Raw genomic sequence first — 23,659 nt, forward strand, 5'->3', positions numbered from 1 at the left:
TGAATTCGTACAGGTCGATCTCATGACAAGCAAAATTTCTCTCGCGCACGGGCGCGATTATCTCGCCATTCCCGGACCTTCCGTCATACCCGATGCGGTGTTGCAGGCAATGCATCGTCCATCCCCCAATATCTATGCGGGTGAACTGGTCGAAATGATGCCCGCCCTGACCGAAGACCTGCGCCGGGTGGCCGGTACACGTCATGATGTGGCGATCTATATTGCCAACGGTCATGGTGCGTGGGAAGGGGCGCTGTCCAACGTCATTGCGCCGGGTGAGACCATTCTTGCTCCGGCCTCAGGCCGCTTTACCCATGGCTGGGCCGAAATGGCCCGTGCGATCGGTGCCGAGGTTGAACTCATCGATTTCGGAACATCGTCCCCTTGGGATTTCGACCGGATTGCCGAGTCGTTGAAGGCTGACAAAGACCATCGGATCAAGGGTGTTCTGGCAGTGCATGTCGATACCTCAAGCTCGATCCGAAACGACATTCCGGCTCTGCGCGATTTGCTGGATGAACTGGACCACCCGGCTTTGCTGATGGCGGATTGCATCGCTTCGCTGGGCTGCGACCGGTTCGAAATGGATGCTTGGGGCGTGGATGTCATGGTTGCGGCCTGCCAGAAGGGTCTGATGGTCCCGGCGGGTGTTTCTTTTGTGTTTTTCAACGATAAGGCAAAGGCCAAACGCGCCTTGATGCCTCGTGTCTCAGGTTATTGGGATTGGCAACCGCGTGCTGAGCCGGACTGGTTCTATCAGTATTTTGGCGGCACTGCCCCGACCCACCATATCTATGGTCTGCGCGCCGCGCTGGACATGATCCATACCGAAGGGTTGGAACATGTCTGGGCTCGTCACGAGCGACTGGCCGACGCGGTCTGGGCTGCCTGTGAAACATGGGCCGAAGGCGGTGCGCTGCATCTCAACGTCTCAGATCGCGCGCATCGCAGCCGCGCGGTCACTGCGCTGCGCCTGACCGAAGGACGGGGCACACCACTGCGCGACTACACGGAATCTAACTTGGGCCTTACGCTGGGCATTGGTCTGGGTATGGCGTGTGAAGATTCCTATTTCCGTCTGGGTCATATGGGGCACCTCAACGGCCAGATGGTGATGGGTATGCTGGGGGGTGTCGAAACGGCGATGGCCGCCCTGAACATCCCGCGCGGAGCCGGAGCACTGGAGGCAGCGGCAGCCGCGTTGGCCGATAAAGATTAGAGTTGGCTGTTTGCCGTCGCCAATGCCTTGGGCAGTGCGGCGGCAAAGGCCTGCAGATCGGCGGCCTCACCGCAGCTTACCCTGATACAGCGGTTTTGGGGGGCGGCGAATGGCATACGAACGAAAATGCCCTGATCCACCAGTGCATTCAGTACAGCCTTTGCAAATTCTCCGTCACGCCCACAATCAATCGCAACAAAGTTGGTGGCCGAGGGCAGGGGGACCAGCCCGTTATCGCGTGCGATCTGCCCAATTGTCTCGCGTGCCTGAGTGATCCTTTCCTGAACTTGCGTCAGCCACTCTTTGTCTTGCAGGGCAGCCAATGCCCCGGCTTGTGCCGCGCGGTTCATACCAAAATGGTTGCGAACCTTGTTGAAGGACGCGATCAGTTCGGCGGCACCAATGGCATATCCCACCCGTGCACCGGCCATGCCATACCCTTTGGAAAACGTCCGCATCCGGATCACACGCGGATCATCTGCCGCCAAAGGCGCGGCTGTCCCTTCCGGCGCACATTCCACATAGGCTTCGTCCAGTACCAGCAGGCAGTCTTCGGGTAGCGCCTCCATTGCCGCAATGATTTCTTTGCCAGAATGCCAGCTGCCCATCGGATTGTCAGGATTGGCCAAATAGACAAGTTTGGCATTCACCTCACCCGCCTTGGCGAACAAGGTGGCAGGGTCCTCGTGATCACCAGTATAGGGCACCTTGTGCAAATCCCCACCAAACCCGGTCACGTGGTAGTTGAAGGTTGGGTAGGCGCCGTCCGAGGTCACGACTGCATCGCCCGGGCCTACTATCAGGCGCACAAGATAGCCCAGTAGACCGTCAATCCCCTCACCAACAACGATATTCTCGGGGTTTACACGATGATGAGCCGCCAATGCATGACGCAGATCATAGTTCTCGGGGTCGCCATACATCCAAAGATCACCCGCTGCCCGCTGCATCGCCTCGATCGCGCGGGGGGAAGGGCCAAATATGCTTTCATTTGCCCCCAGACGTGCAGCAAAGGGCGCGCCGCGCTGACGCTCCTGCGTTTCGGGGCCTACAAATGGCACGGTCGCGGGCAGGGATTGGGCAAGCGGGGTGTATCGGGGACCAGTCATGCGCGCAGATAATCGTAAGCCTGCGGTCGGGGCAAGCCTTGCTCTGGCGCTGCTTCCCCTGCAGGGTGCACCTAAACGTTGCAGGAGGTGTCATGCGCTATTTTCTGATCCTGGTTCTTGTCGGGCTTGCCTATCTGATATTCTGGCCTGTCCCGGTCGCACCAGTTGCGTATGAACCACCTGAACCGCTAGGTTTCACAGGTGATTTCGAAGAGAACAGGCATCTGGACGGGCTTGAACTCATCACTCTGCCAGAAGGTGAGATCGGCCCCGAAGATCTGGCTGTCCTCCCGGATGGCACGATATACACCACAAGCTTGTCCGGTATTCTCTACCGCATCGACGGGGATAAACCGGTTGAGGTCGACCGGTTGGGCGGTCGACCATTAGGTCTGAAGGCGGGGCCGGACGGGGCGCTCTTTATCGCCGACAGTTTCCGAGGCCTGATGCGCTGGACTGGGCCGGGTACTTTGGAGGCCGTCGTATCGGAAATTGACGGTGCACCGGTGATCTACGCCAACCAACTGGACGTCGCGCAGGATGGTACGGTCTATTTTTCGAATTCCTCGGATCGCTTTGATCCCGAAACCATGGGCGGAACCAAACCGACCTCGGTTCTTACGATCTGGGAGCAATCTGATACCGGTTATGTTGCCAGACACGCACCGAATGGTACGACCGAGAAAATTGCCGAAGGTTTCGTCTATACCAACGGCGTAGCACTGTCGCCGGATGAGGACTTTCTGCTTATTGCTGAAACCGGGCGGGCGAGAGTCCACAAGCTCTGGCTGAAAGGCCCCCGGGCGGGTGAGACCGAAGTGCTGCTCGATAATCTGCCCGGCTATCCCGACAATCTCGAGGCACAGGGGGATGGCACTTACTGGGTGGCCTTCGCCAGCCCGCGTGTGCCGTCCGAAGCGCTCATGCCCTATCCGTTCCTGCGCAAAGTGATCTGGCGACTGGGGCCGATGGTGCGACCGGCCCCAATCCACCGCGGGATGATCGTGCAGTTCGATGGGCAGGGAAACATCTTGCGGACCCTGCAGGATCCGGATGGCCGACTGGGGATCACGACCGGTGGCAAAATCGTAGATGACCAGTTTTACGTCATGACGCTTGATTCACCATGGTTCGGTCGGATGCCTGTATCACGGATGCCCTGACGTCGCTGTGGAACTGTGCAGGCCTTTCGGGGCATTGTCTTGAAAAGCAGGATTGGGAGGCTCGCATGGCGCGCGTATCTGTCGAATATAAAGACCACATTGCTCATGTCACGCTGACCCGTGGCGACAAGATGAATGCGCTGGACGATGCGATGGTCAAGGCGATCCTGTCTGCCGGGCAGGAGGTCGCGGCCTCGGATGCCCGCGCCGTTGTCCTGTCAGGTGAAGGCAAAAGCTTCTGTGCCGGTCTCGACATGGCGAGCTTTGCTAAGATGGCTCATATGGATCCGACCGAATGGCTTATGACCCGCTGCCATGAGGATGCCAATGAGATGCAGGAACTTGCCATGGTCTGGCGTCGCGTTTCGGTGCCGGTGATCTGCGCCATACAGGGGGTCGCCTATGGCGGCGGTCTGCAGATTGCCTTGGGTGCAGATGTCCGCATCGCACATCCAGAGGCCAAGCTGGCGGTTATGGAAATGAAATGGGGCATCATCCCGGATATGGGGGGCATGGCCCTGCTGCCGCAACTCGTCCGCTCGGATGTATTGCGCCTGCTGACCTACACTGCGCGCCCGATTGGTGCCCCACAGGCGGCAGACTGGGGGCTGGTGACGAAACTCTCGGACGATCCTCTGACCGAAGCATTGGCACTGGCTGAAGACATCGCAGGCAAAAGTCCATCAGCGATCCGTGCAGCCAAACGGCTGATTGAAGTGGCCGAAAGCAAGTCCCGTGCCGAGGTTTTGTTGGAAGAATCTGCCGAACAGGTGGAACTGATTGGCAAACCGGATCAGATCGAGGTCATCGCGGCCCAGATGCAAGGCCGAAAGCCGGAATTCAAGTGATCACCGCATAAAGGCCCTGCGGGCGTCGCGGGCCATATTATACTGCATCTCAAGGTCCGCGATGCGCGCCATCGCAGCCTTGCGTTCAGCCGGGTCTGTCAGTGAGGGATAGGCCTTTCGTGCTGCGTCCAGCTCTTTCTTGATCCCGAACTCCTCGGGCAGAACACCGGCTTGCGCCATGATCCGGTGTCCGGCTGCAAGGGCCGGGTCAGTCTGCGCCTCGGTTGAACGGTCTGGCAAGGGTTGGCCTTCACCATCCAGCCCCTCCAGCTGTCCTTCGGCTTGCGCCTTCTTGATCTGACGCTCTACCAGTTTTCCAAGTGATCCAAGCATGGCCGAACTATACTCCACCACGGGTGCAGGCGAAAGCGCTCACCGCGCCCGCTTGGTTACCAGATACGCAATACCGCCTGCCGCCAAGCCCCAGACCGCCGCGCCCAAGCCAAATACGGTGATGCCCGAGGCGGTGATTGCAAAGGTCAGGATTGCAGCCTCTCGTTCGGCAGGAACTTCCAGCGCAGCAAAGGTCGCGTTTGCCATGACGCCGATCAGGGCAATACCCGTCAATGTCCCCATCAACATCGGATCGGCGTGGGCCGCGAAGCCGGTAATCGCCACCGCAAAGACGCCGAAAACGCAGTAGAACACACCCGCCATGACCGCCGACCAATATCGCTGGTTCGGGTCTGGGTGGCTGTCTTCGTTCGAGCACATCGCTGCAGTGATGGCGGCAAGACAGGTGGCGGGTGCTCCGAACGGCGCGGATAAGATGCTGGCGCCTCCAACGGCCGAGAACAGCCTACCGGCGAGCGGCGAGTAGCCAAAGCTGCGCATCACCGCGATACCGGGGATGTTCTGTGTTGCCATAGTGACGATGAACAGTGGGATGCCAATCCCCACGGCCGAAGCGACCGAGAAGGTTGGCATGGTCCAGACAGGGGCAGCCACCAGATACTCGGGCCGGACCGAACTGTCGCCCGCGTTCAGAACAACGACGATTGCCGCCGCAATAACCGCAGCAGGAACTGCGATCAGCCGGTTGATCCGCCCAGCAACAAACCAAGTCAGGATGACGGGCAGCGCCTGCCATGGCAGCTCAACTGCCGCCTTGAACGGAATGATACACAACGGCAGCAGAACCCCGCCCAGCATGGCTTGCGCCAGTGTGGTTGGTATTGCTGCCGCCAACCGTCCCAGCGGTCGCCAAAGGCCTGCCAGAACGGTCAACGCTCCAGCGCACAGGAACGCACCTACCGCACCCGAGAATCCTGTGGCAGGTGTCGCCGAAACTGCAAGCAACGCCGCCCCGGGCGTGGACCAGGCCACGCTGATCGGCTGCTTGTACCAAAGGCTGAGAAAGATCGCCGCCAGCCCCATCGCCACTGCAGCCATCATTAACCCGGATGCGGATTCAGCTGCCGAGGCACCCATGGCAGCGAGGCCTTGCAGTACGATCGGGAAAGAACTGAAAAAGCCGACAACGGCCACCACAAGGCCGGTTGAAATCGTCTGCACTGGGGGAAGGGGACGTGCCATCACTGCCTCAAGATCATTTGAGGAATTGCTAACAACCACAAGCCGCTGGGAACAAGGGGAAAAGCCGTTGGGTAAATGAAAACCCCGCTGGGCTTGGCTCAGCGGGGTTCAAAGCGTTCGATTTTGAAGAAGGGTCAGGCGATTTCCGCCAGTCGGGCCAGCGCCTCGTCCAGTTTCGCTTCTTCTTCTTCGCGTGCGGCGAGGTTGGCTTTGGCTTCCGCAACCACCTCTTCCGGAGCCGAGGCAACGAATTTGGGGTTGTTCAGGCGCCCGCGCAGACCGCCCAGTTCCTTGGCCAGCTTGCCCTTGGCTTTTTCCAGCCGTTCCTTTTCCGCGCCAATATCGATGATATCCGCCAGTGGCAGGCCGAAGGACGCACCGGGGGCGGCAATCGAGATGGTGCCTTTGGGCAGTTCATCCGCCTTGGTCAGGCTGTCGATCCGTGCGAGGCGCTTGATCAGCGCTTCGTTGCGGTCCCATGCGGCTTGGCCATTCGCGTCGATCTCAGTCACCAGCATCGGCACATAGAGGCCAGCAGGAACCCGCATTTGAGAACGGGCCGAGCGGGTGTTTTCGATGACCGAGATCACCCAGTTCATTTCACGATCCGCATCCGCGTCGATCAGGTCAGCAGCGGCGTAGGTCGGCCAGTCGGCGTGGACGACCATCTTGGCGCGGCTACCGGTCAGGCCCCACAGCTCTTCGGTGATGAAGGGCATGATCGGGTGCAGCAGGACCATGCACTGATCCAGAACCCAGCGCATGGTGGCGCGGGTCTCGGCCTGTGCCTCGGCGTCGTCGCCCTGCAGCAGCGGTTTCGATAGCTCTACGTACCAGTCGCAGACCTTGCCCCAGACAAAGGCATAGAGTCCGTTGGCCGCATCATTGAAGCGATAGCTTTCCAGTGCCGCGTCGACCTCTTCCCGCACGCGGGCGGTTTCACCGATGATCCAGCGGTTCACGGCGGCTTTGGGCCTCAGGTCGGCCACGTCCAGCTGCGGCACGGCGTCGGTAAAGACCTCATTCATCTCGGCAAAGCGGACGGCGTTCCACAGCTTGGTGCCGAAATTGCGGTAGCCGGTGATGCGCTCTTTGGACAGTTTCAGCACGCCACCAATTGCCGCCATCGAGGCATTGGTAAAGCGCAGCGCATCGGCGCCGAACTCGTCCACGATTTCCAGCGGGTCAATGACGTTGCCGGTGGTTTTGGACATCTTCTTGCCCTTCTCGTCGCGGACGAGCTGGTGCAGATAGACGGTGTGGAACGGGATTTCGTTCACTACGGCCAGTTGCATCATCATCATCCGGGCGACCCAGAAGAACAGGATGTCGAAGCCGGTGATTAGGACATCTGTGGGGAAGTAACGTTCCAGTTCCTCAGTTTGCTCGGGCCAGCCCAGTGTGCCAAGGGGCCAGAGACCGGAGGAGAACCAAGTGTCGAGGACATCGGGGTCGCGGCGCAAACCAAACAACACTGCACCGTCGTTCAACTTTTGTGGCGCATTGCTGGAATCCAATATTAACTGGGGCTCCAGCTTCAGATCATAAGCTTTCTCATCAAGCTCTGCGGGGTATTTTTCAAGATCAGTTACATCGGCAACTATGATCTTTCCATCTGCGATTCCATGCTTCTTTTTCAGTATGTCTGCAGCAGCGCTTAGCGCTTCCATGCGATCTTCCGCACAGACCGTCAGACCATCCGGCCCATACCAAACCGGAATCTGATGCCCCCACCATAGCTGGCGTGAGATGCACCAGGGCTCGATGTTTTCCAGCCAGTGGTAATAGGTCTTCTCACCCGACTCGGGGATGATCTTGACCGTGCCATCCTTGACCGCATCCAGCGCGGGACCGACGACTTTTTCAGCATCGACGAACCATTGGTCGGTGAACATCGGCTCGATCACCACTTTCGAGCGGTCACCGAAGGGCTGCATGATCGGTTTGCTCTCGACCAGCGGCACCAGCTTATCCGCGCCTTCGTGATCGGGCTTAAGAGCGGTTGATCCCAGACGTGGGTCATCCGCGCGGGTCATGACTGCGAGGCCGTCTGCGGTGATTTCTTCGACAACCTTGGCGCGCGCCTCGAACCGGTCGAGGCCGCGCAGGTGGTCGGGGATCAGGTTGATCGCGTCGATCTCGTTCTCGGTGAATTCTTTGCCGCGCGCGTATTCCTGCGCCTTGTCAGCTTCTTCCGCGTAAGGCGCACCATCGGCCCGCATCGCGCCTTTGGTGTCCATCAGTCGGTACATCGGAATGCCGCCGCGCTTGGCGACCATGTTGTCGTTGAAGTCGTGCGCACCGGTGATCTTCACCGCGCCCGAGCCGAAATCGGGATCAGGGTAGTCATCGGTGATGATCGGAATCTGGCGGCGATGCTCTTTCGGGCCAACCGGGATTTCGCAGAGCTTGCCAACGATGGGTGCATACCGCTCATCCGAGGGATTAACCGCAACCGCGCCATCGCCCAGCATGGTTTCCGGGCGAGTCGTGGCAATCGAGATATAGTCGCGTTCTTCCTCGAGAATAACGTTCCCGTCTTCGTCTTTTTCGACGTAGGTATAGGTCTCGCCACCGGCCAGCGGGTATTTGAAGTGCCACATGTGGCCCGCGACTTCGATATTCTCGACTTCGAGGTCCGAGATCGCGGTTTCAAAATGTGGGTCCCAGTTGACCAGACGCTTGCCGCGATAGATCAGGCCCTTTTCGTACATGTCGACGAAGACCTTGATGACCGCGTCGTGGAAGTTCGGCGAGTTCTCATGGCCGGTACGCGGGTCGCGCGGCGCACCTGCCATGGTGAAGGCATTACGCGACCAGTCGCAGGACGAGCCAAGACGTTTCAACTGCTCGATAATCGTACCGCCGTATTCGCCTTTCCATTCCCAGACTTTGTCCAGAAACGCTTCGCGGCCCAGTTCGCGTCGACCGGGCTGCTGAGTGGCAGCAAGCATTTTCTCGACCTGCATCTGCGTGGCGATACCGGCGTGGTCCTGTCCGGGTTGCCACAGCGTGTCAAAGCCGCGCATCCGGTGCCAGCGGGTCAGGATATCCTGCAGCGTGTTGTTGAACGCATGGCCCACATGCAGCGCGCCCGTCACGTTCGGCGGCGGGATCATGATGGTAAAGCTCTCGTCGCGCGATTTGTTCGCGCCTGCCTTAAAGGCTCCGGCCTCTTCCCAGGCCTTGTAGATGCGGGCCTCGGCCTCGGCCGCGTTGAATGTCTTTTCCATCGCCATGGGGTGCGTCCTGCGTCATCAATCTCGGGTCAGCGCCTGCAATAGCGAATGCGTAAGGGAAGGGGAAGGGTCTGCGCGGCTGTTTAGCCAGCCTTTGGTGGTGCAGGTTCATACAGATGCAGGGTCTCGGCCGCGCCCTGGGCCAGTGCCTTGGTCTGATCGGCCCGGATACGCGCATGCAGATCCAACGCGTTGGCGGCGAACAACCCGGTCGGCTCCGGGATGTGAACAAAGTTCCCGACCCGGTCCTCACCCCGCGCCAGAATGGCATAGTCGCGATCAGCTACCTTTTGCTGTGCATTTGGGTTTAGGTATCGAATTGCCAGACCTATGCGCCGGTCATCCGACACGTTTGGCCCGGAGCCATGAATGGTCAGACCGTGATGCAATGACATCTGACCCGGCTGCAGTTCGATATGGGTTTTGTCATTTTCGGCCACCTCAACCGCAATTTCTTGCCCACGTGACAGAAGGTTGTTGTCCGAGAAAGTGTCGGTATGCGGCAGGATCGGGTTCTTGTGACTGCCCCTGACAAAATCCATGCACCCACTCTCGACCGTCGCAGGCGACAATGCGATCCACGCCGTTACCTGATCCGGTGTCTCGCCCATGCCCCAATAGGTCAGATCCTGATGCATGCTGACCACCTGCTTGGTGTGCGGCTCTTTGATGAACAATTCCGCTGACCACAACAGCAGGTCAGGCCCCAGAACTCCCTCAATCACATCCAGTACCCGTGCGTCCAGCGCTATGCGTGTCACCAGCGGCATCACCACATGCGCGTTCACGCGTTTGTACATGTTCAGGGGCAGCGGCAGGTCAGCCTCGCGCCAGTCACGCTCGATCTCTTCCAGTTCGGAGCGCAGATCAGCTGCTTCCGAGTTGTTGAACACAGGTATCGGAAAGACAAAGCCGCTTTCCCAGTAATCATCGATCTGCTCTGGTGTCAGGCGACCGTTCGTCAGGGTGATTGGGTTTGTCATGATATCTCCATCAGGCTGAACCACATCTTCAGACTACGAAGCACATTCCGGATCTGGCATTGCTTTTTGCGACATGCAGGTCGCCTCACGTCCATGTTCAGGGCTCTGGACATCAATTGGCAGAAAGCTAGTGTCGCGACGGTGGGCAGACAGAGGATCAGGCAATGGAAAAATTCGGCAAAAGCCAATCGGTCAAACGGACCGAGGATCAGCGATTTCTGACCGGGCAGGGTCAATACATGGATGACGCGATCCCCGGGGATGCGCTGCACGCAGTGTTTTTTCGCAGCCCGGTTGCCCATGGCGAAATCACCTCGCTTGATCTGGATGCCGCGCGCGAGGCTGATGGCGTGCACCTGGTCCTGACAATCGACGATCTGACCGATGCAGGCTTTGATACAGAAATGAGTGCAACGGTCGTGCCCAACCGCGATGGATCCTCAGGTGCTGCACCCGCGCGACACATGCTGGCCAAGGATCGCGTGCGTTTCGTGGGTGAACCGGTGGCGGTGGTGATCGCAGACACGCTGGAACAAGCCCATGATGCAGTTGAACTGATCTGGATGGACACGGATGACCTGCCCGCCAAGCTGGATCTTCAAGCCGGGGGGGAAACCCTGCATCCCGAGGCGCCGGATAACCGCGCCTTTGACTGGGGCATGGGGGATGAGGCTGCAACCGAAGCCGCCTTTCAAGCTGCTGCATGCACGGTTTCCCTGAACGTCCATGACAATCGGGTCATCGTGAACTCGATTGAGCCACGAGGCTGTCAGGCCAGTATTAGCGATGGTCGCCTGCATTTCTCATATGGGGGGCAGGGTGTCTGGGGAATGAAGGCGCAGCTGGCCCAGAAGCTTAAGCTTGATGCGGAATCCATTCGTGTAACCACCCCGGATGTCGGTGGTGGTTTTGGTATGAAGGCCATGCCCTATCCCGAATACTTCTCGATTGCCGCGGCCGCGATGAAGCTGGATCGACCCGTGCACTGGATGTCGGGCCGGACCGAGGCGATGCTGTCTGATCATCATGGCCGCGATCTGACCTCACTGGCAGAACTGGCCTTTGACGAACACAATCGCATCACCGCCTACCGGGTGCACAGCAAGGTCAATCTGGGGGCTTACAACAGTCACTTCGGGCAGGCGATCCAGACCAACCTTTTCAGCAAGGTTCTGATGGGGGTCTACGACGTTCAAACCACCTATCTGCGGGTTGAGGGGTTTTACACCAACACCACGCAGGTCGACGCCTATCGAGGTGCGGGCCGTCCCGAGGCGATCTATGTGCTGGAACGCGTCATGGACCGCGCAGCGCGCGAACTGGGCGTCGATCCATGGGATCTGCGACGCAGGAATTTCATCCGCCCGGACGCGTTCCCTTATTCGACAGCAACCGGCGAAACCTATGATGTGGGCGATTTCAACATGGTCCTCTCACGGGCGGGCGACCAGACACAGGGCTTTGCCGGACGCAAAGCTAAGGACGCCGAACGTGGCCTGATCCGCGGGCAGGGGCTTTGTTACTATATCGAAAGCATTTTGGGTGATCCTTCCGAAGGTGCAAAGGTCGAGTTTTGCGAGGACGGGACCGTGAACCTTTATGTGGGGACACAATCAAACGGGCAAGGGCATGAGACTGTCTATGCACAGTTTCTGTCGGATCAGACCGGGATTCCTGCGGATCGGATCAATGTTGTTCAGGGCGATTCCGACCGGCTGGCGCAAGGGGGCGGAACCGGCGGATCACGTTCGGTCACCACGCAAAGCAATGCAACGCTGGTCACGGTCGATACGATGGTTGCCGCATTCACGCCGTATCTTGCTGATAAGATGGGGGTCGAGGAAAGCGATGTGATCTTCGACCATGAAACCTTTCGCGCGCCGGGTTCCAACCTGACGCCGACCCTAATCGAAGCGGCTGATATGGCGCGTGCTGATGGCCGTACCGACCTTTTGCAGCATGAAGCCCGAGCAACGCTTGAGGCACGCAGCTATCCGAATGGCGCCCATGTTGCCGAGGTCGTGATCGATTCTTACACCGGTGTCGTGACCGTTGACCGCTACACTGTGGTTGATGATTTCGGCAACCTTATCAACCCGATGCTGGCCGAAGGGCAGGTGCATGGCGGGGTAGTTCAGGGTATCGGACAAGCGCTGAATGAACACGTTGTCCATGATGCCGAGGGACAACTGCTCACGGCAACGTTCATGGATTACGCCTTGCCCCGCGCTGCAGACGTACCCATGATTAAGTTTACCTCGGCGCCGGTTCCGTCAACGGCCAACCCGATGGGCATGAAAGGCTGTGGCGAGGCAGGCACCGTGGGCGCGCTGGCCGCTGTGGCAAATGCGGTGCAGGATGCGCTCTGGGATCACGGGGTGCGGCAGGCGGATATGCCTTTCACACCTCACAAAGTATGGGAATTGCTGACGCATGGTTCTGTCGCGGCTGAGTAAAAAGGTTCTGGGATGGCTCGGGCGCCCCTTACGGTCCGAGCACTCCGCCGAGACGCGCCACCGCGAACCGATCAGCCATGTCATCATCCTTGATGGCACCATGTCCACGCTGGAGCAGGGTTATGAAACCCATGCCGGTCAGACCTATCGCCTGTGCTGCGAAATGGGCAGCAGCGTGTCAGTGTTCTACGAGGCGGGCGTGCAATGGGAGAACTGGAAATCCTCGCTGGATGTGATGATGGGGCGCGGGATCAATCGCCAGATCCGTCGTGCCTATGGCTATCTCGCATCGCGCTACAAACCCGGAGACCGGATTTATTTCATCGGCTATTCGCGGGGCGCTTACGGTGTGCGCAGCCTTGCTGGCGTACTCGACATGATCGGCCTTCTCAAAGCTGAACACGCGACCGAACGTAATATCAAACAAGCTTACCGCCATTACGAATGCAATCCAGGCGGTGCGGCTGCACGCGATTTTCGTCGCAATTTCTGCCACGAAGAAGTGGCGATCGAAATGGTGGGTGTCTGGGACACCGTCAAAGCGTTGGGTCTGCGCCTGCCATTGCTCTGGCGCTGGGCCGAGGAACGCCATGCTTTCCATAACCACCGCTTGGGACCATCGATCCGCCACGGGTACCACGCCATGGCACTGGACGAGACGCGCGAAGTGTACGAGCCCGTGCTGTGGACATGTACGCCCGAATTCAAGGGCCATGTCGATCAGGTCTGGTTCCGCGGCACCCATGGTGATGTCGGCGGTCAGTTGAACGGTTATGAAGAGGCCCGGCCCCTCAGCAATATTTCACTCGTCTGGATGCTGGACAAAGCCGAACTGCACGGTCTGCCCCTGCCTGAAGGCTGGCGAGACCGTTTCCCCACCGATCCCAATGCAACATCGGTCGGAACATGGCGCGGCTGGGGCAAGATTTTCCTGCTGCGCAAGCACCGGAAAGTGGGGCGAGACAGATCAGAACGGCTGCATGTCTCGGTCTCACCTGACGATTTGCCGGGCTGGGTGCCGATGCCGGACCTACCTTCGCATCCTGCGCAGTAGGGGTCAGTGGGGGACACAGGCGTTTCCGACGGGCTCAATAAAGACACCCGGGTCAGCTATTTGATCGAACCGCCACCCCCGCGGTGACCAGTTGTAAACTGCCTCACTATCTGGGAAATTGACGATCATCAGCCCGTGGAAAAACCATTCAGATGTAGATTTGTAACCAGTTTTTTCAGTGTAAAACGAGAATCCACGTAGGTCCGAGAAACCACTGATTTCGGAACCTCGCCCGTGATGTGCGATGCAATAAGGAGATCCGTCAGCGATCCATCGTGCCTGAAACAGGATCATGGGAACAGTTAGCACCGACCAGAGCGCCGCGGCGGTTGACACTGATAGCCCTATTTTGACCCATCGAGAAGGAAACTCTCTGTCGCCAGTGCTGGACCAGATGAGAAAGCTGGTCGCCACAGCGATTGTCAGCGTAACCCCATGTAAAACCTGCGTGTTAGAGAACAGCGAAAACACACTAGAAGCCAAATTAAGGATCAATCCGGCCATAATCGAAATTACTGCAAGTAAATTTGCTACAAGGCGCGGAAACCGCTTCATTCCCAAAAGGGCAAAGCAGGCAATCAACGCTGGTAGCATGGGGGCTAACCACGCGGACAAATACATGACCAACACAAAAAGCGGGAGTTGAGTCTCATTGTTTGGGGCGACCAACTGGTGGTTCAGAGGTTGCATGTAGGCCGCAAAAATCAGAGCGGCATAGATACATACAAGAACTTTGAACTTCATATTGCGTTCAGTCGAACTTAGTCCCGAGTGCATTCGTGCGATACCGCTCAAATGCAGCATCAATATCCGAAGACAGATTTCGGGTCAGGGACAACTCAGGCAATTCGGTTAAGTCAAAGAATGCCGCTTCGCTGGTTTCCTCTCCAGCCACCGGTTCGCCAAACCCGGTCTCATCACACAGAAAAAACAGCTTATAGAAATCCCGCGCGTCTGCCGGGTAGGGATGCCGCGCTTTGTGGCGAAGTGCATAGAGATGCCGCGCCCGCACACTCAGTCCGGCCTCCTCCAGAACTTCACGCTCGATGTTTTCTGCCGGAGAACTGCCGATATCCGCAAAGCCACCGGGCATTGCCCATTTCCCGTCACTGCGCTCGCGCACCAGCAGGATCCGCTCATTACGGATAATCGCACCGCGAATATCGATGCTGGGCGTGGCATATCCTGCCGCGTGTTTGGAAATCAGACCGTCGATACGCGACAGCGGAACTTGCCCCAGATCGGCCAGCATGGCGCGGGCCATATCCGCGATCTCGTCGTATCGTTCGCGATCAAACGGGTCTTTGGTAAAGTGCTGGCCGGTTTCGGCCAGCGCCAGCAATCGTTTCGCCCGGGCAAGCCAGGTATCCTCCATCGCTGTCGGATCCTGGCGCACAGGTCTTACCGCCGCCGGTCGCGGCGCGAGCTCATGGGCTGGAAAGCCACGCCCACATGCGCTTCGCAATAGGGCTTGCCCTGTTCAACGGGCAGGCCGCAGAACCAGAAATCCTCGGTCGCGGGGTCGCCCACGGGCCATTTGCAGGTTTTCTCGGTCAGTTCCATCAAGGTCAGCTTCTTGGCTTTCTTTTCGACCTCATTCACCTTGGCCAGCGCCTCGGGGCTGATTTCATTGGCCGAAGGCTGCGGCGGCAGGGGCTGACCGGCCGGAATAATCTGGCGACGTGGCGGTGTTGCCGGTTTCGCCTCGGCAGCCGGTGCCGGGGTCGGGCGGGCCGGTTCGGTTTTTGGTGCGGGCTTGGGCTTGGCCTCGGCCTTTGGTGCGGGTGCCGGTTTTTCTTTGGGTTCCGCCTTGGCCGGACTTGCGCCGGTTGCGCGGTTCGACAGGCCCAGACGGTGCACCTTGCCGATCACCGCGTTGCGGGTCACACCGCCCAGTTCCTTGGCGATCTGGCTTGCCGACTGGCCTTCGCCCCACATTTTCTTTAGCAGTTCTACGCGCTCGTCAGTCCAGGACATCGTCAGCCTTTCAAAAAGCGGGAAAGCGGCCCCGGATTCGGGCCGCCTTCGGAATTCGTCTCAGCCCCCTATTCTAATCACTGCGGCCCGAGTTACAAGCTATCTTCGAATCAGTTGGGGGCAGAGCATGCAGAATCTTACAGATCAGGACACGCGCCGTTTTGGTGTGGTCAACTGGATGGGGCTGTATACGCTTGCGCAACGAGAAACTCTGCGGTTTCTGACTGTATGGACGCAGACGCTTTTGGCGCCGCTTGTGACCGCCGGATTGTTCCTGCTGATCTTCAATATCGCCGTTGGTCCGGGCAGACCGGATGTAATGGGCGTGCCTTTTCTGACCTTCCTGGCACCCGGGATCATGATGATGACGGTGATCCAGAACGCTTTTGCCAACACCTCTTCCTCGATGGTGATTGCCAAGGTACAGGGCAATATCGTGGATACGCTGATGCCGCCGTTGTCGCCGCTGGAGATTCTGCTGGGCTATCTGGCGGGGGGTGTCGCTCGCGGAGTGCTCATCGCGTTTGTCGTTGCTGCGGCGCTGGCCTTGGTGCTTGGGTTGGTGCCTGTAAATCCGCTGATTGCCTTGCTCTTCGTGATCCTTGGCGGGGCGTTTATGGGTGCGCTGGGCCTGTTCGCCGGCATCTTTGCCAACAAGTTCGATCAGATGGCAGCGATCACCAACTTCATCGTCACGCCGCTGGCTTTCCTGTCCGGCACTTTCTACTCGGTTGACGCTTTGCCGCCGCTGTTGAACCGGATCAGCCACGTCAATCCGGTGTTCTACCTGATCGACGGGCTGCGGTATGGTATGATCGGCGTATCCGACAGCTCGCCCTATCTGGGCCTTGCCGTCTGCTCGGCAGCGACCCTGCTGATCTGCGCACTAACCTGGCAGATGTTGCGGACCGGGTACCGCCTCAAGGCCTAGGCTGGTTCTGCCAGTGATCCCGGCTGCAGCGGCACCCGTGGTCGACCCAGACGAGGGTGCAGCCGCGCTGCAACGGCCCATGCCCCAAACAGGGCAAACCCACCCGCGGCAAAGACACCTGCAACCGGAGTGACCAACAAGACCAGCGAGGCAACTCCCGGGGTCAGAATGCCCGAGACATCGCGGTAGCTGGAATAGATGGCTGACATTTCAGTCCGTTCCGACGGTTTGACCGCCATCAGGAAGGGCAGACCAGCGCAGATATCCAATACGATCAACCAGACCGATCCAAAGACCAGCGCCGCAACCGAGGCCTCAGGCCAGCCGGAAATGAAACCAGCGGCAAGGAAGCACGCGGCACAGGCCGCAAATCCGACCCGTACAGCCGAACGCAGCGAACGCCCCTGCACCCACCGCAAGATCAGCGGGGCAACGAACAGCATCGCATTGGTGACCGACAGCAGGATACCGCCCAACTGTTCCCCCAGACCGTTCTCAATGGCAAAGATCGGCAGGTACACCACGTAGATCCACCAACCGCAGGACCGGATCATCGCAAACAGGTAACCGGCAACCAACCGGGGCTGAGCAAAGAAACGGGGCAGAAACGCCAGCGGGTTCTTGGCTTGCACTCGTGCCTTGGTGATCAGCTTTCCGTTGCCCAACCGCATCGCCCAGAACATGATCAGCATGGCAGTTGCTGCAACGGCGCTGATGACAAAGGGGGCGGGGGCCCAGACCTCCATCAGCAATACACCGGCCATCGGGCCTGCGGTCCAACCTAAGGCGCTGTAGAACATACGGCTGGTTTCGCAGCGGCCCAGTTCGATCTTGCTGATGTAATCCAGCACATAAGCGTTAAAGCAGATGAACGTCACAACCGCAGCCACGGTGTTCAGTGCAAGCGCGCCTACGACCGCCTCGGGGCTGCCTTCGATCGCCAACAGGGCACCGGCAATGAACATGACGCAGCCTGCGGAATAGGCCCATCTGCGCGGTACGAAACGGATCAGAAAAGGCACCATCAACCCGGCGGCCAGCGAAACGATCCCAACCAGAAAATACAGGAATGAGACGGATGAGGCATCACCTAGGGCCCGGTACATGACCAGCGGAAAGACGGATATCAGGATGCCACGAACAATCGCTTCGAATCCGGCAAGGATGCCGAAATCACGAACAGACGGGGCTGGGGCATGGCGAACCCATTCGGGGATACGACGTTCATGCATGGCGCAATCTCTCTAATCAACTGCGCTCAAATTGCGCCATTCGATTTTGGTTTCATGAGGGATTGCGACATGGGGGTCGCCCGCAGACATTCCGCAGGAAATTTTTGTTAGCTGGCTCTCGCGCGTGCCTCGCGCCAGACCAGGATCAGCGCACCGGTCAGGATGATGCTTGATCCAATGACGCTCACGATATCGGGCACAACCTCGAACACTGCAAAGTCATAGAATGCCGCGAAGATCAGCGTGGCATAGCTGATTGGTGCCACAAACGAAGCATCTGCCCGCGCCATGCCATTGACAAAACAGGCCTGCGCACAGGCCATCAGGACACCGATCCCCGCCAATGCGGCCCATTGTTCGGGCGTCGGAGGTTCCCAGACGGTCACCACCGCGACAGTGGCTATCGCTAGCCCCATCGAGTTGTTGACCAGCAGAATCTGGATGGGGATCTCCTTGCCCGAAAGCTTCTTGATAAAGATCAGCTCCATCCCGATCACCGCAGCAGCGGACAGCGCCAGCAGGGCTGCGGGCTGAAAGCTGTCAGGCGTTGGGCGCAACAGGATCAGGGCACCGGTCAGGGCAACAGCCGCCGCCAGCCAGCGCCACGGACCAACACCTTCTTTCAGCAGCGGGATCGCCAGAACCATGGCAAACACCGGGTTCAGAAACGAAATCGCGGTCGCATCCGCGATAGGGATATAGGCGACCGAGGCAAACATCAGAGTGATTCCGGTCCAGCCAAAAGTCGTCCGCCCGATGTGCAGGCCCCAATGCGGCCGTCGCAGGGGCGGTCGCAGGATGGCTACGGCGCTGATGATTACCAGAAAGGCAAACATGAACCGGCCATGGCTGATCTGCATCGGATGCAGCGCCGGACCCAACGTATCCGTGCCTAGCGCCTTGGCCAGCAGCGTGGTGCCCGCAATCAATGCGCTTGCCGCAAAGATCAGAATGGCGGCCAGCGCCGGATTATGGCTCTTGGGAACGAACATGCGTAAGCGGTGCGGCAGCCGATGCCAAATGGCAAGCCGGAAATGCAAAACCGCATCAGAATTCCGGTACTACAGGATTTTGGGTTTTCAGATCGCATTCCTGTCGCTATACGGCGTCCCATGATCAAACACGCACATATCCTGCGCCTCCGACGCCGACGCTTTTTTGCGTAACCGGCCCGTTTGATCCCTTTGTGCTGTCCAAATCAGCGCAAATCCCACCAAATCAGTTGACGAACCCGGCCTCAGTGTATCAGTCACTGGGCTCAACCTATCGAAAAGGATGATCCGATGATCCCGTCCGTTTTGCCGACCTATAATCGTGCGCCCCTCAGCTTTGTGAAGGGCGAAGGCGCCTGGCTGACCGAGGCGGACGGGCGACGTTTCCTTGATCTGGGTGCGGGCATCGCCGTGAACGCGTTGGGTCACGCACATCCGGCACTGGTCAACGCGTTGACCGAACAGGCGCATGCGCTGTGGCATGTCTCGAACCTCTACCAGATTCCGCAGCAACAGGCGCTGGCCGACAAGCTGGTCGAACATACGTTTGCCGACACCGTGTTCTTTACCAACTCGGGTACCGAAGCTTGCGAGCTGGCCGTAAAAATGGCCCGCAAGTATTTCTATGACAAAGGTCAGCCCGAGCGTGTTGAAATCATCACCTTCGACGGTTCGTTCCACGGCCGGTCCTCTGCTGGTATTGCAGCGGCCGGGTCCGAGAAGATGACCAAGGGCTTCGGTCCACTGTTGCCCGGCTTCGTGCATGTGATGTTTGGTGATCTGGACGGCGTGACCAATGCGATCACCGACAAGACTGCCGCCATCATGATCGAACCCATTCAGGGTGAGGGCGGTATTCGCCCGGTGCCCGATGCGGAACTCAAGGCGCTGCGTCAGATCTGTGATGACAACGGCCTGTTGCTGATCCTGGACGAAGTACAATGTGGTGTCGGCCGGACCGGCAAGCTGTTTGCATATGAGTGGGCAGGTATCACACCCAACATCATGATGGTCGCCAAAGGCATCGGTGGTGGCTTCCCGCTTGGCGCTGTTCTGGCAACCGAAGATGCAGCTTCTGGCATGACAGCTGGCACGCATGGCTCCACCTATGGCGGCAACCCGCTGGGCTGCGCGGTGGGGTGCGCCGTGCTGGATCAGGTGGCAACCCCTGCCTTCCTTGAGGGTGTGAACCGCAAGGCTGGCTTGTTGCGTCAGAAACTCGAGGGACTGGTTGCCGATCATCCCGAAGTGTTCGAAGAGGTTCGCGGCTCGGGCCTGATGCTGGGCATCAAGTGCAAGGCCACCAATATCGACGTCGTAAATGCCGGTTATGATAACGAGGTCATAACCGTTCCTGCCGCTGATAACGTGATCCGCCTGCTGCCTCCGCTCACGCTGACCGAAGACGACATCGCGCAGGCGATGATCCGCCTCGAAAAAGCGGCCAAACAGGTCGAGGCCAGCCTCGCCACCGCCTGATCCTAGTCTTTCCAAAATACTCCGGGGGGCCGGGGGCAGCGTCCCCGACTCTCGATAGCTAAAAGTGACAGTGAAATGAACCACTTCCTCGATATACACAAAACTGATGCAGCCGATCTGCGGGGCATGATCGATCAGGCCGCGGCGATGAAGCAGGCGCGCCTTGGTCGCCCCAAGGCAGCCCCTGATGACGAACAGCCGCTGGCAGGTCGCATGGTCGCCCTGATCTTTGAAAAACCATCCACCCGGACGCGCGTGTCCTTTGATGTGGGCGTACGTCAGATGGGCGGTCAGACCATGGTTCTGTCCGGCAAGGATATGCAGCTGGGCCATGGCGAGACCATCGCGGATACCGCGCGCGTCCTGTCGCGCTATGTCGACATGATCATGATCCGAACCTTTGACGAAACCATCCTGACCGAGATGTCGGAATACTCCGATGTTCCCGTCATCAACGGCCTGACTGATCGCACCCACCCCTGCCAGATCATGGCAGATGTTCAGACTTATGAAGAACATCGCGGTCCGATCGCAGGCAAAAAGGTAGTCTGGACCGGCGACGGCAATAATGTCTGCGCCTCATTCCTGCATGCGGCGGGCCAGTTCGGTTTCGACCTGACCTTCACCGGCCCGGCCCAGTTCGATCCCGAAGAAGAGTTCATGGGACTGGCGCGGCAGAAAGGTTCAAAAATCGTGGTCGAGCGTGACCCGTTCAAAGCCGTAGAAGGCGCCGATCTGGTGGTTGCCGATACCTGGGTCTCGATGCACGATTCCCAGTCGGCCAAGGAACGCCGCCATAACCTGCTGCGCCCGTATCAGGTGAATGCCGAATTGATGTCCTACGCCAAACCTGACGCGCTGTTCATGCACTGCCTGCCTGCGCACCGCGAGGAAGAGGCGACTTCTGAAGTCATGGATGGTCCGAATTCGGTCATCTTTGATGAGGCCGAAAACCGGCTGCACGCCCAAAAGGCGGTCATGCGCTGGTGTCTGGGCGTGTAAAGCTGTCATCGGGCGGGTCCCCGCGGCCCGCCCCCACATTCCGGAGCAATCCATGCCTCACGTGACCCTTGAATTTTCCGAAGGTCTTGAACAAACCCATGACTTTCAGGCGATCTGCAATGACCTCTTCACCGTTTTGGCTGCACATGCAGAGTTCGACGCCGATGCGTTGAAAATTCGGGCCACTCCTGTCGCGTTCTACCGGATTGGGACCGACCCCCAGACATTCGTCCACGCCACGCTGCTGTTGATGCAGGGCCGCAGCGAAACCACGCGCGCCGCGCTCAACGCTCTGATCCTCGACGCGCTGGCCTCGGCCATGCCTGGGGTCGGCAGTATCACGGTGCAAGAGGTCGAAATGAATCGAACCACCTACGCAAAGCGCCTGTCACGCTGACGACTGGTTCTGCCGCCGACCTAGGTTCTTTCTGTTATCCCTGTGCGCTGCCCGGGGGAACAAGTGGCTGAAGGTAATGATCAAACAGGATTTGCAAGGCCACAGGCTGGGCCCCGCCAAACTCTGAAAACGGGTAATCAAAGCTGTTGATGAAAAACAGCACGGTGCCGACATAACCCGCATAGATCGTCAGCAAGATCATGTTGCCAAACACCGGCGGGAAAGCCAGAAAAGACGCGGCAATTGCGGAAATCCCGACAAAGGTGATGACCCAGAATGCCGGATTGACGTCGGTCAGGGCCACGATCTCACGCGTACTGCGCTCATCCCCAACCTCGGAAATTTGTGTCAGCATCCGATTGCGCAACCATCTCTGCCTGTCATCAGTGGCAGGCAGGTTCAGGATGGAATCATATAGCTTTGCCCAGAGTTGATCCGCATTGGGGCTGAGCTGTTTGTTTACATCCAGCAAGGGCCATTCGACCTCAATCACCTCATGTACATACAATGCAATATCACGCTGCAGTTCGGCTGCTTCCGGGCCGCCATATTGCTTCAGGTCGTGAAACACGCTTTCAAGCTTGTTTGCCTCACGTCCGATTGTCTGGTTTAGCTTGTTCAGGTTGGACAACTCCTGAGAAAACACCAGCGCCAGCATCAGGCCCAACAGTGCAGCCATGCGAAATGCGGTGGATGATGCCAGATCCTGCGATTCCAACACCCGGTGTTCACCAAGCACGTAGCGCATCAGAAAATAGCTGCCGAAGGTCAGCGCGAATGTGCCGCCGACAAAGAGAATACTGCTGAAGATCAAGGGTAATACGTCCGGTTAGTTGTCTTGCTTCCGGCGACCTTAGCCAGCAGGTTCAATCAGGGAAAGAGATTTTGCGTTCTGATAAGATGTTTATTTTCAGGACGTTCTGGCAATAACCCCATCGCGCTATGCCCGAAGCCAGTCAGGACAGTACAGCGAAGGTCATCGCGATCCGCACCCGATCTGTGCGTGCGCGCACTTTATGAGATCCCGGCTCGCATTATCTGTGAATTCATGAATTCAAACCCCGGATCGAGATCGAGAGATCAGTCATGAGCTGGAACCCGAGCCAAAACAGCGCCCTCGACACGCTAATCATCCCACGAGCCCGCGATATCGGCGGCTTTGAGGTGCGACGTGCGCTGCCCTCTCTTCAACGCCAGCTTGTCGGTCCTTTCATCTTCTTCGATCAGATGGGGCCGGCCGAGTTCATTACCGAAGGCGGCATCGACGTTCGTCCGCATCCCCATATCGGCCTTGGCACTGTAACCTATCTGTATCAGGGCGAGTTCGAGCATCGTGACAGCCTTGGCACGCATCAGATGATCTATCCGGGTGAGGTCAACTGGATGGTGGCTGGCCGAGGCGTGACCCATTCCGAACGCACCAGTGACGAAACCCGCAGCAAGCGCCACAGCTTGTTTGGCATTCAGACCTGGCTCGCGCTGCCCGAGGCGCACGAAGACATGGCACCTGAGTTCGAGCATCACAAACAGGGGGCCTTGCCACATATTCAGGATGCAGGTGTCAGCGCGCGTCTGATCCTTGGGTCCGCTTATGGAGAAACCAGCCCGGTTTCGATGCTGTCCGAGACTTTTTATTTGGATGTGCAGCTTGAACCCGGTGCCTCGTTCCCATTGCCCGACGATCATGAGGACCGTGGTGTCTACGTCACTCAGGGTTCAGTTGAGGTTGCTGGCGACAATTTTGACGCGGGTCATATGATGATTTTCCGCCCCGGTGACCATCTGTCAGTCAAGGCTGGCCCTGAGGGCGCGCGCCTGATGCTGCTGGGTGGCGCGACACTGAATGAAGAGCGGTATATCTGGTGGAACTTCGTATCTTCCTCGAAGGAAAAGATCGAAAACGCGACCCGTGAATGGAAAACCGCCGACTGGGCCAACGGCGCGTTTCATCTGCCCCCCGGTGACGATCAGGAATTCATCCCGATCTCGGCCGAACTTGAGCGTACCCGCCCGCGACTGGCGCGCTGACGTCAGCTCTGCGA

Annotated in this window: 21 protein-coding genes; 10 read left to right on the forward strand and 11 right to left on the reverse strand. The window is 58.6% G+C overall.

Going from position 1 to position 23,659, the window contains the following annotated elements; all coding sequences use genetic code 11:
• The first annotated feature begins 22 nt into the window (after positions 1–22).
• The gene (locus ACR0CW_RS00620; protein ID WP_480786467.1) at positions 23–1,219 is read left to right on the forward strand and encodes a pyridoxal-phosphate-dependent aminotransferase family protein; all 1,197 of its coding nucleotides are present in this window, start codon (positions 23–25) and stop codon (positions 1,217–1,219) included.
• On the opposite strand, the gene ACR0CW_RS00625 is transcribed toward ACR0CW_RS00620, so the two are convergent.
• Positions 1,216–2,328, reverse strand: a complete 1,113-nt coding sequence (locus tag ACR0CW_RS00625) for a pyridoxal phosphate-dependent aminotransferase (protein ID WP_480786468.1) — start codon at positions 2,326–2,328, stop codon at positions 1,216–1,218. The genes ACR0CW_RS00620 and ACR0CW_RS00625 overlap by 4 nt on opposite strands.
• A 92-nt stretch (positions 2,329–2,420) precedes the next feature.
• Between ACR0CW_RS00625 and ACR0CW_RS00630 the strand changes: the two genes are divergently transcribed.
• Both ACR0CW_RS00630 and ACR0CW_RS00635 read left to right on the forward strand, forming a co-directional pair.
• Positions 2,421–3,491 (forward strand): SMP-30/gluconolactonase/LRE family protein, encoded by a 1,071-nt coding sequence (locus ACR0CW_RS00630; protein ID WP_480786469.1) that lies wholly within the window; start codon positions 2,421–2,423, stop codon positions 3,489–3,491.
• A 65-nt stretch (positions 3,492–3,556) separates the two neighbouring features.
• The gene (locus tag ACR0CW_RS00635; protein WP_480786470.1) at positions 3,557–4,339 is read left to right on the forward strand and encodes a crotonase/enoyl-CoA hydratase family protein; all 783 of its coding nucleotides are present in this window, start codon (positions 3,557–3,559) and stop codon (positions 4,337–4,339) included.
• Here the strand turns inward: ACR0CW_RS00635 and ACR0CW_RS00640 are convergent, their stop codons facing one another.
• The 4 genes from ACR0CW_RS00640 to ACR0CW_RS00655 form a co-directional block, all read right to left on the reverse strand.
• Positions 4,340–4,672: a DnaJ family domain-containing protein gene (locus tag ACR0CW_RS00640; protein ID WP_480786471.1), complete on the reverse strand. Its 333-nt coding sequence runs from the start codon at positions 4,670–4,672 to the stop codon at positions 4,340–4,342. It lies immediately after the preceding gene.
• Positions 4,673–4,711: 39 nt separating this feature from the next.
• Positions 4,712–5,875: a benzoate/H(+) symporter BenE family transporter gene (locus ACR0CW_RS00645; RefSeq protein WP_480786472.1), complete on the reverse strand. Its 1,164-nt coding sequence runs from the start codon at positions 5,873–5,875 to the stop codon at positions 4,712–4,714.
• A gap of 134 nt (positions 5,876–6,009) precedes the next feature.
• Positions 6,010–9,114: a valine--tRNA ligase gene (locus tag ACR0CW_RS00650; RefSeq protein WP_480786473.1), complete on the reverse strand. Its 3,105-nt coding sequence runs from the start codon at positions 9,112–9,114 to the stop codon at positions 6,010–6,012.
• Positions 9,115–9,197: 83 nt separating this feature from the next.
• Positions 9,198–10,097 carry a phytanoyl-CoA dioxygenase family protein gene (locus tag ACR0CW_RS00655; RefSeq protein WP_480786474.1) on the reverse strand — a complete coding sequence of 300 codons (900 nt, stop codon included), beginning with the start codon at positions 10,095–10,097 and terminating at the stop codon, positions 9,198–9,200.
• A 164-nt stretch (positions 10,098–10,261) separates the two neighbouring features.
• Between ACR0CW_RS00655 and ACR0CW_RS00660 the strand changes: the two genes are divergently transcribed.
• Positions 10,262–12,553: a xanthine dehydrogenase family protein molybdopterin-binding subunit gene (locus ACR0CW_RS00660; protein ID WP_480786475.1), complete on the forward strand. Its 2,292-nt coding sequence runs from the start codon at positions 10,262–10,264 to the stop codon at positions 12,551–12,553.
• Positions 12,531–13,607: a DUF2235 domain-containing protein gene (locus ACR0CW_RS00665; protein WP_170331291.1), complete on the forward strand. Its 1,077-nt coding sequence runs from the start codon at positions 12,531–12,533 to the stop codon at positions 13,605–13,607. Before ACR0CW_RS00660 ends, ACR0CW_RS00665 begins: the two co-directional genes overlap by 23 nt.
• A 3-nt stretch (positions 13,608–13,610) precedes the next feature.
• Here ACR0CW_RS00665 and ACR0CW_RS00670 read toward each other — a convergent pair whose 3' ends face one another.
• Genes ACR0CW_RS00670 through ACR0CW_RS00680 form a run of 3 tightly spaced genes read right to left on the reverse strand, consistent with a single transcriptional unit; the run spans position 13,611 to position 15,584 of the window.
• Positions 13,611–14,351: a hypothetical protein gene (locus ACR0CW_RS00670; RefSeq protein WP_480786476.1), complete on the reverse strand. Its 741-nt coding sequence runs from the start codon at positions 14,349–14,351 to the stop codon at positions 13,611–13,613.
• A gap of 7 nt (positions 14,352–14,358) precedes the next feature.
• Entirely contained in the window at positions 14,359–14,982 is a 624-nt protein-coding gene (locus tag ACR0CW_RS00675; RefSeq protein ID WP_480786477.1) for an NUDIX hydrolase, read from the reverse strand.
• Positions 14,983–15,008: 26 nt separating this feature from the next.
• Complete coding sequence (locus ACR0CW_RS00680) at positions 15,009–15,584, reverse strand: GcrA family cell cycle regulator (RefSeq protein WP_480739693.1); 576 nt, start codon at positions 15,582–15,584, stop codon at positions 15,009–15,011.
• A 127-nt stretch (positions 15,585–15,711) separates the two neighbouring features.
• Here ACR0CW_RS00680 and ACR0CW_RS00685 point away from each other — a divergent pair, with 127 nt between their 5' ends.
• Complete coding sequence (locus tag ACR0CW_RS00685; protein ID WP_170331299.1) at positions 15,712–16,515, forward strand: ABC transporter permease; 804 nt, start codon at positions 15,712–15,714, stop codon at positions 16,513–16,515.
• On the opposite strand, the gene ACR0CW_RS00690 is transcribed toward ACR0CW_RS00685, so the two are convergent.
• A complete protein-coding gene (locus ACR0CW_RS00690) occupies positions 16,512–17,747 on the reverse strand; it encodes an MFS transporter (RefSeq protein ID WP_480786478.1) in 1,236 nt (411 codons plus the stop codon). The genes ACR0CW_RS00685 and ACR0CW_RS00690 overlap by 4 nt on opposite strands.
• A 107-nt stretch (positions 17,748–17,854) precedes the next feature.
• On the reverse strand, positions 17,855–18,739 hold the full coding sequence (locus ACR0CW_RS00695) for a DMT family transporter (protein WP_155144996.1): 885 nt from the start codon (positions 18,737–18,739) through the stop codon (positions 17,855–17,857).
• A gap of 291 nt (positions 18,740–19,030) precedes the next feature.
• Here ACR0CW_RS00695 and ACR0CW_RS00700 point away from each other — a divergent pair, with 291 nt between their 5' ends.
• The 3 genes from ACR0CW_RS00700 to ACR0CW_RS00710 all read left to right on the forward strand — a co-directional run bounded on the left by ACR0CW_RS00700 (position 19,031) and on the right by ACR0CW_RS00710 (position 21,617).
• The gene (locus ACR0CW_RS00700; RefSeq protein ID WP_480786479.1) at positions 19,031–20,218 is read left to right on the forward strand and encodes an acetylornithine transaminase; all 1,188 of its coding nucleotides are present in this window, start codon (positions 19,031–19,033) and stop codon (positions 20,216–20,218) included.
• Positions 20,219–20,293: 75 nt separating this feature from the next.
• The gene (gene argF, locus ACR0CW_RS00705; protein ID WP_480786480.1) at positions 20,294–21,220 is read left to right on the forward strand and encodes an ornithine carbamoyltransferase; all 927 of its coding nucleotides are present in this window, start codon (positions 20,294–20,296) and stop codon (positions 21,218–21,220) included.
• A 52-nt stretch (positions 21,221–21,272) separates the two neighbouring features.
• Positions 21,273–21,617 (forward strand): 5-carboxymethyl-2-hydroxymuconate Delta-isomerase, encoded by a 345-nt coding sequence (locus tag ACR0CW_RS00710; protein ID WP_480786481.1) that lies wholly within the window; start codon positions 21,273–21,275, stop codon positions 21,615–21,617.
• Positions 21,618–21,651: 34 nt separating this feature from the next.
• Here ACR0CW_RS00710 and ACR0CW_RS00715 read toward each other — a convergent pair whose 3' ends face one another.
• On the reverse strand, positions 21,652–22,431 hold the full coding sequence (locus ACR0CW_RS00715) for a bestrophin-like domain (protein WP_480786482.1): 780 nt from the start codon (positions 22,429–22,431) through the stop codon (positions 21,652–21,654).
• Between the two features lie 272 nt (positions 22,432–22,703).
• Between ACR0CW_RS00715 and ACR0CW_RS00720 the strand changes: the two genes are divergently transcribed.
• A complete protein-coding gene (locus ACR0CW_RS00720) occupies positions 22,704–23,645 on the forward strand; it encodes a pirin family protein (protein ID WP_480739686.1) in 942 nt (313 codons plus the stop codon).
• Positions 23,646–23,659: the final 14 nt, after the last annotated feature.

Source organism: Ruegeria sp. CH6 (assembly GCF_056537005.1).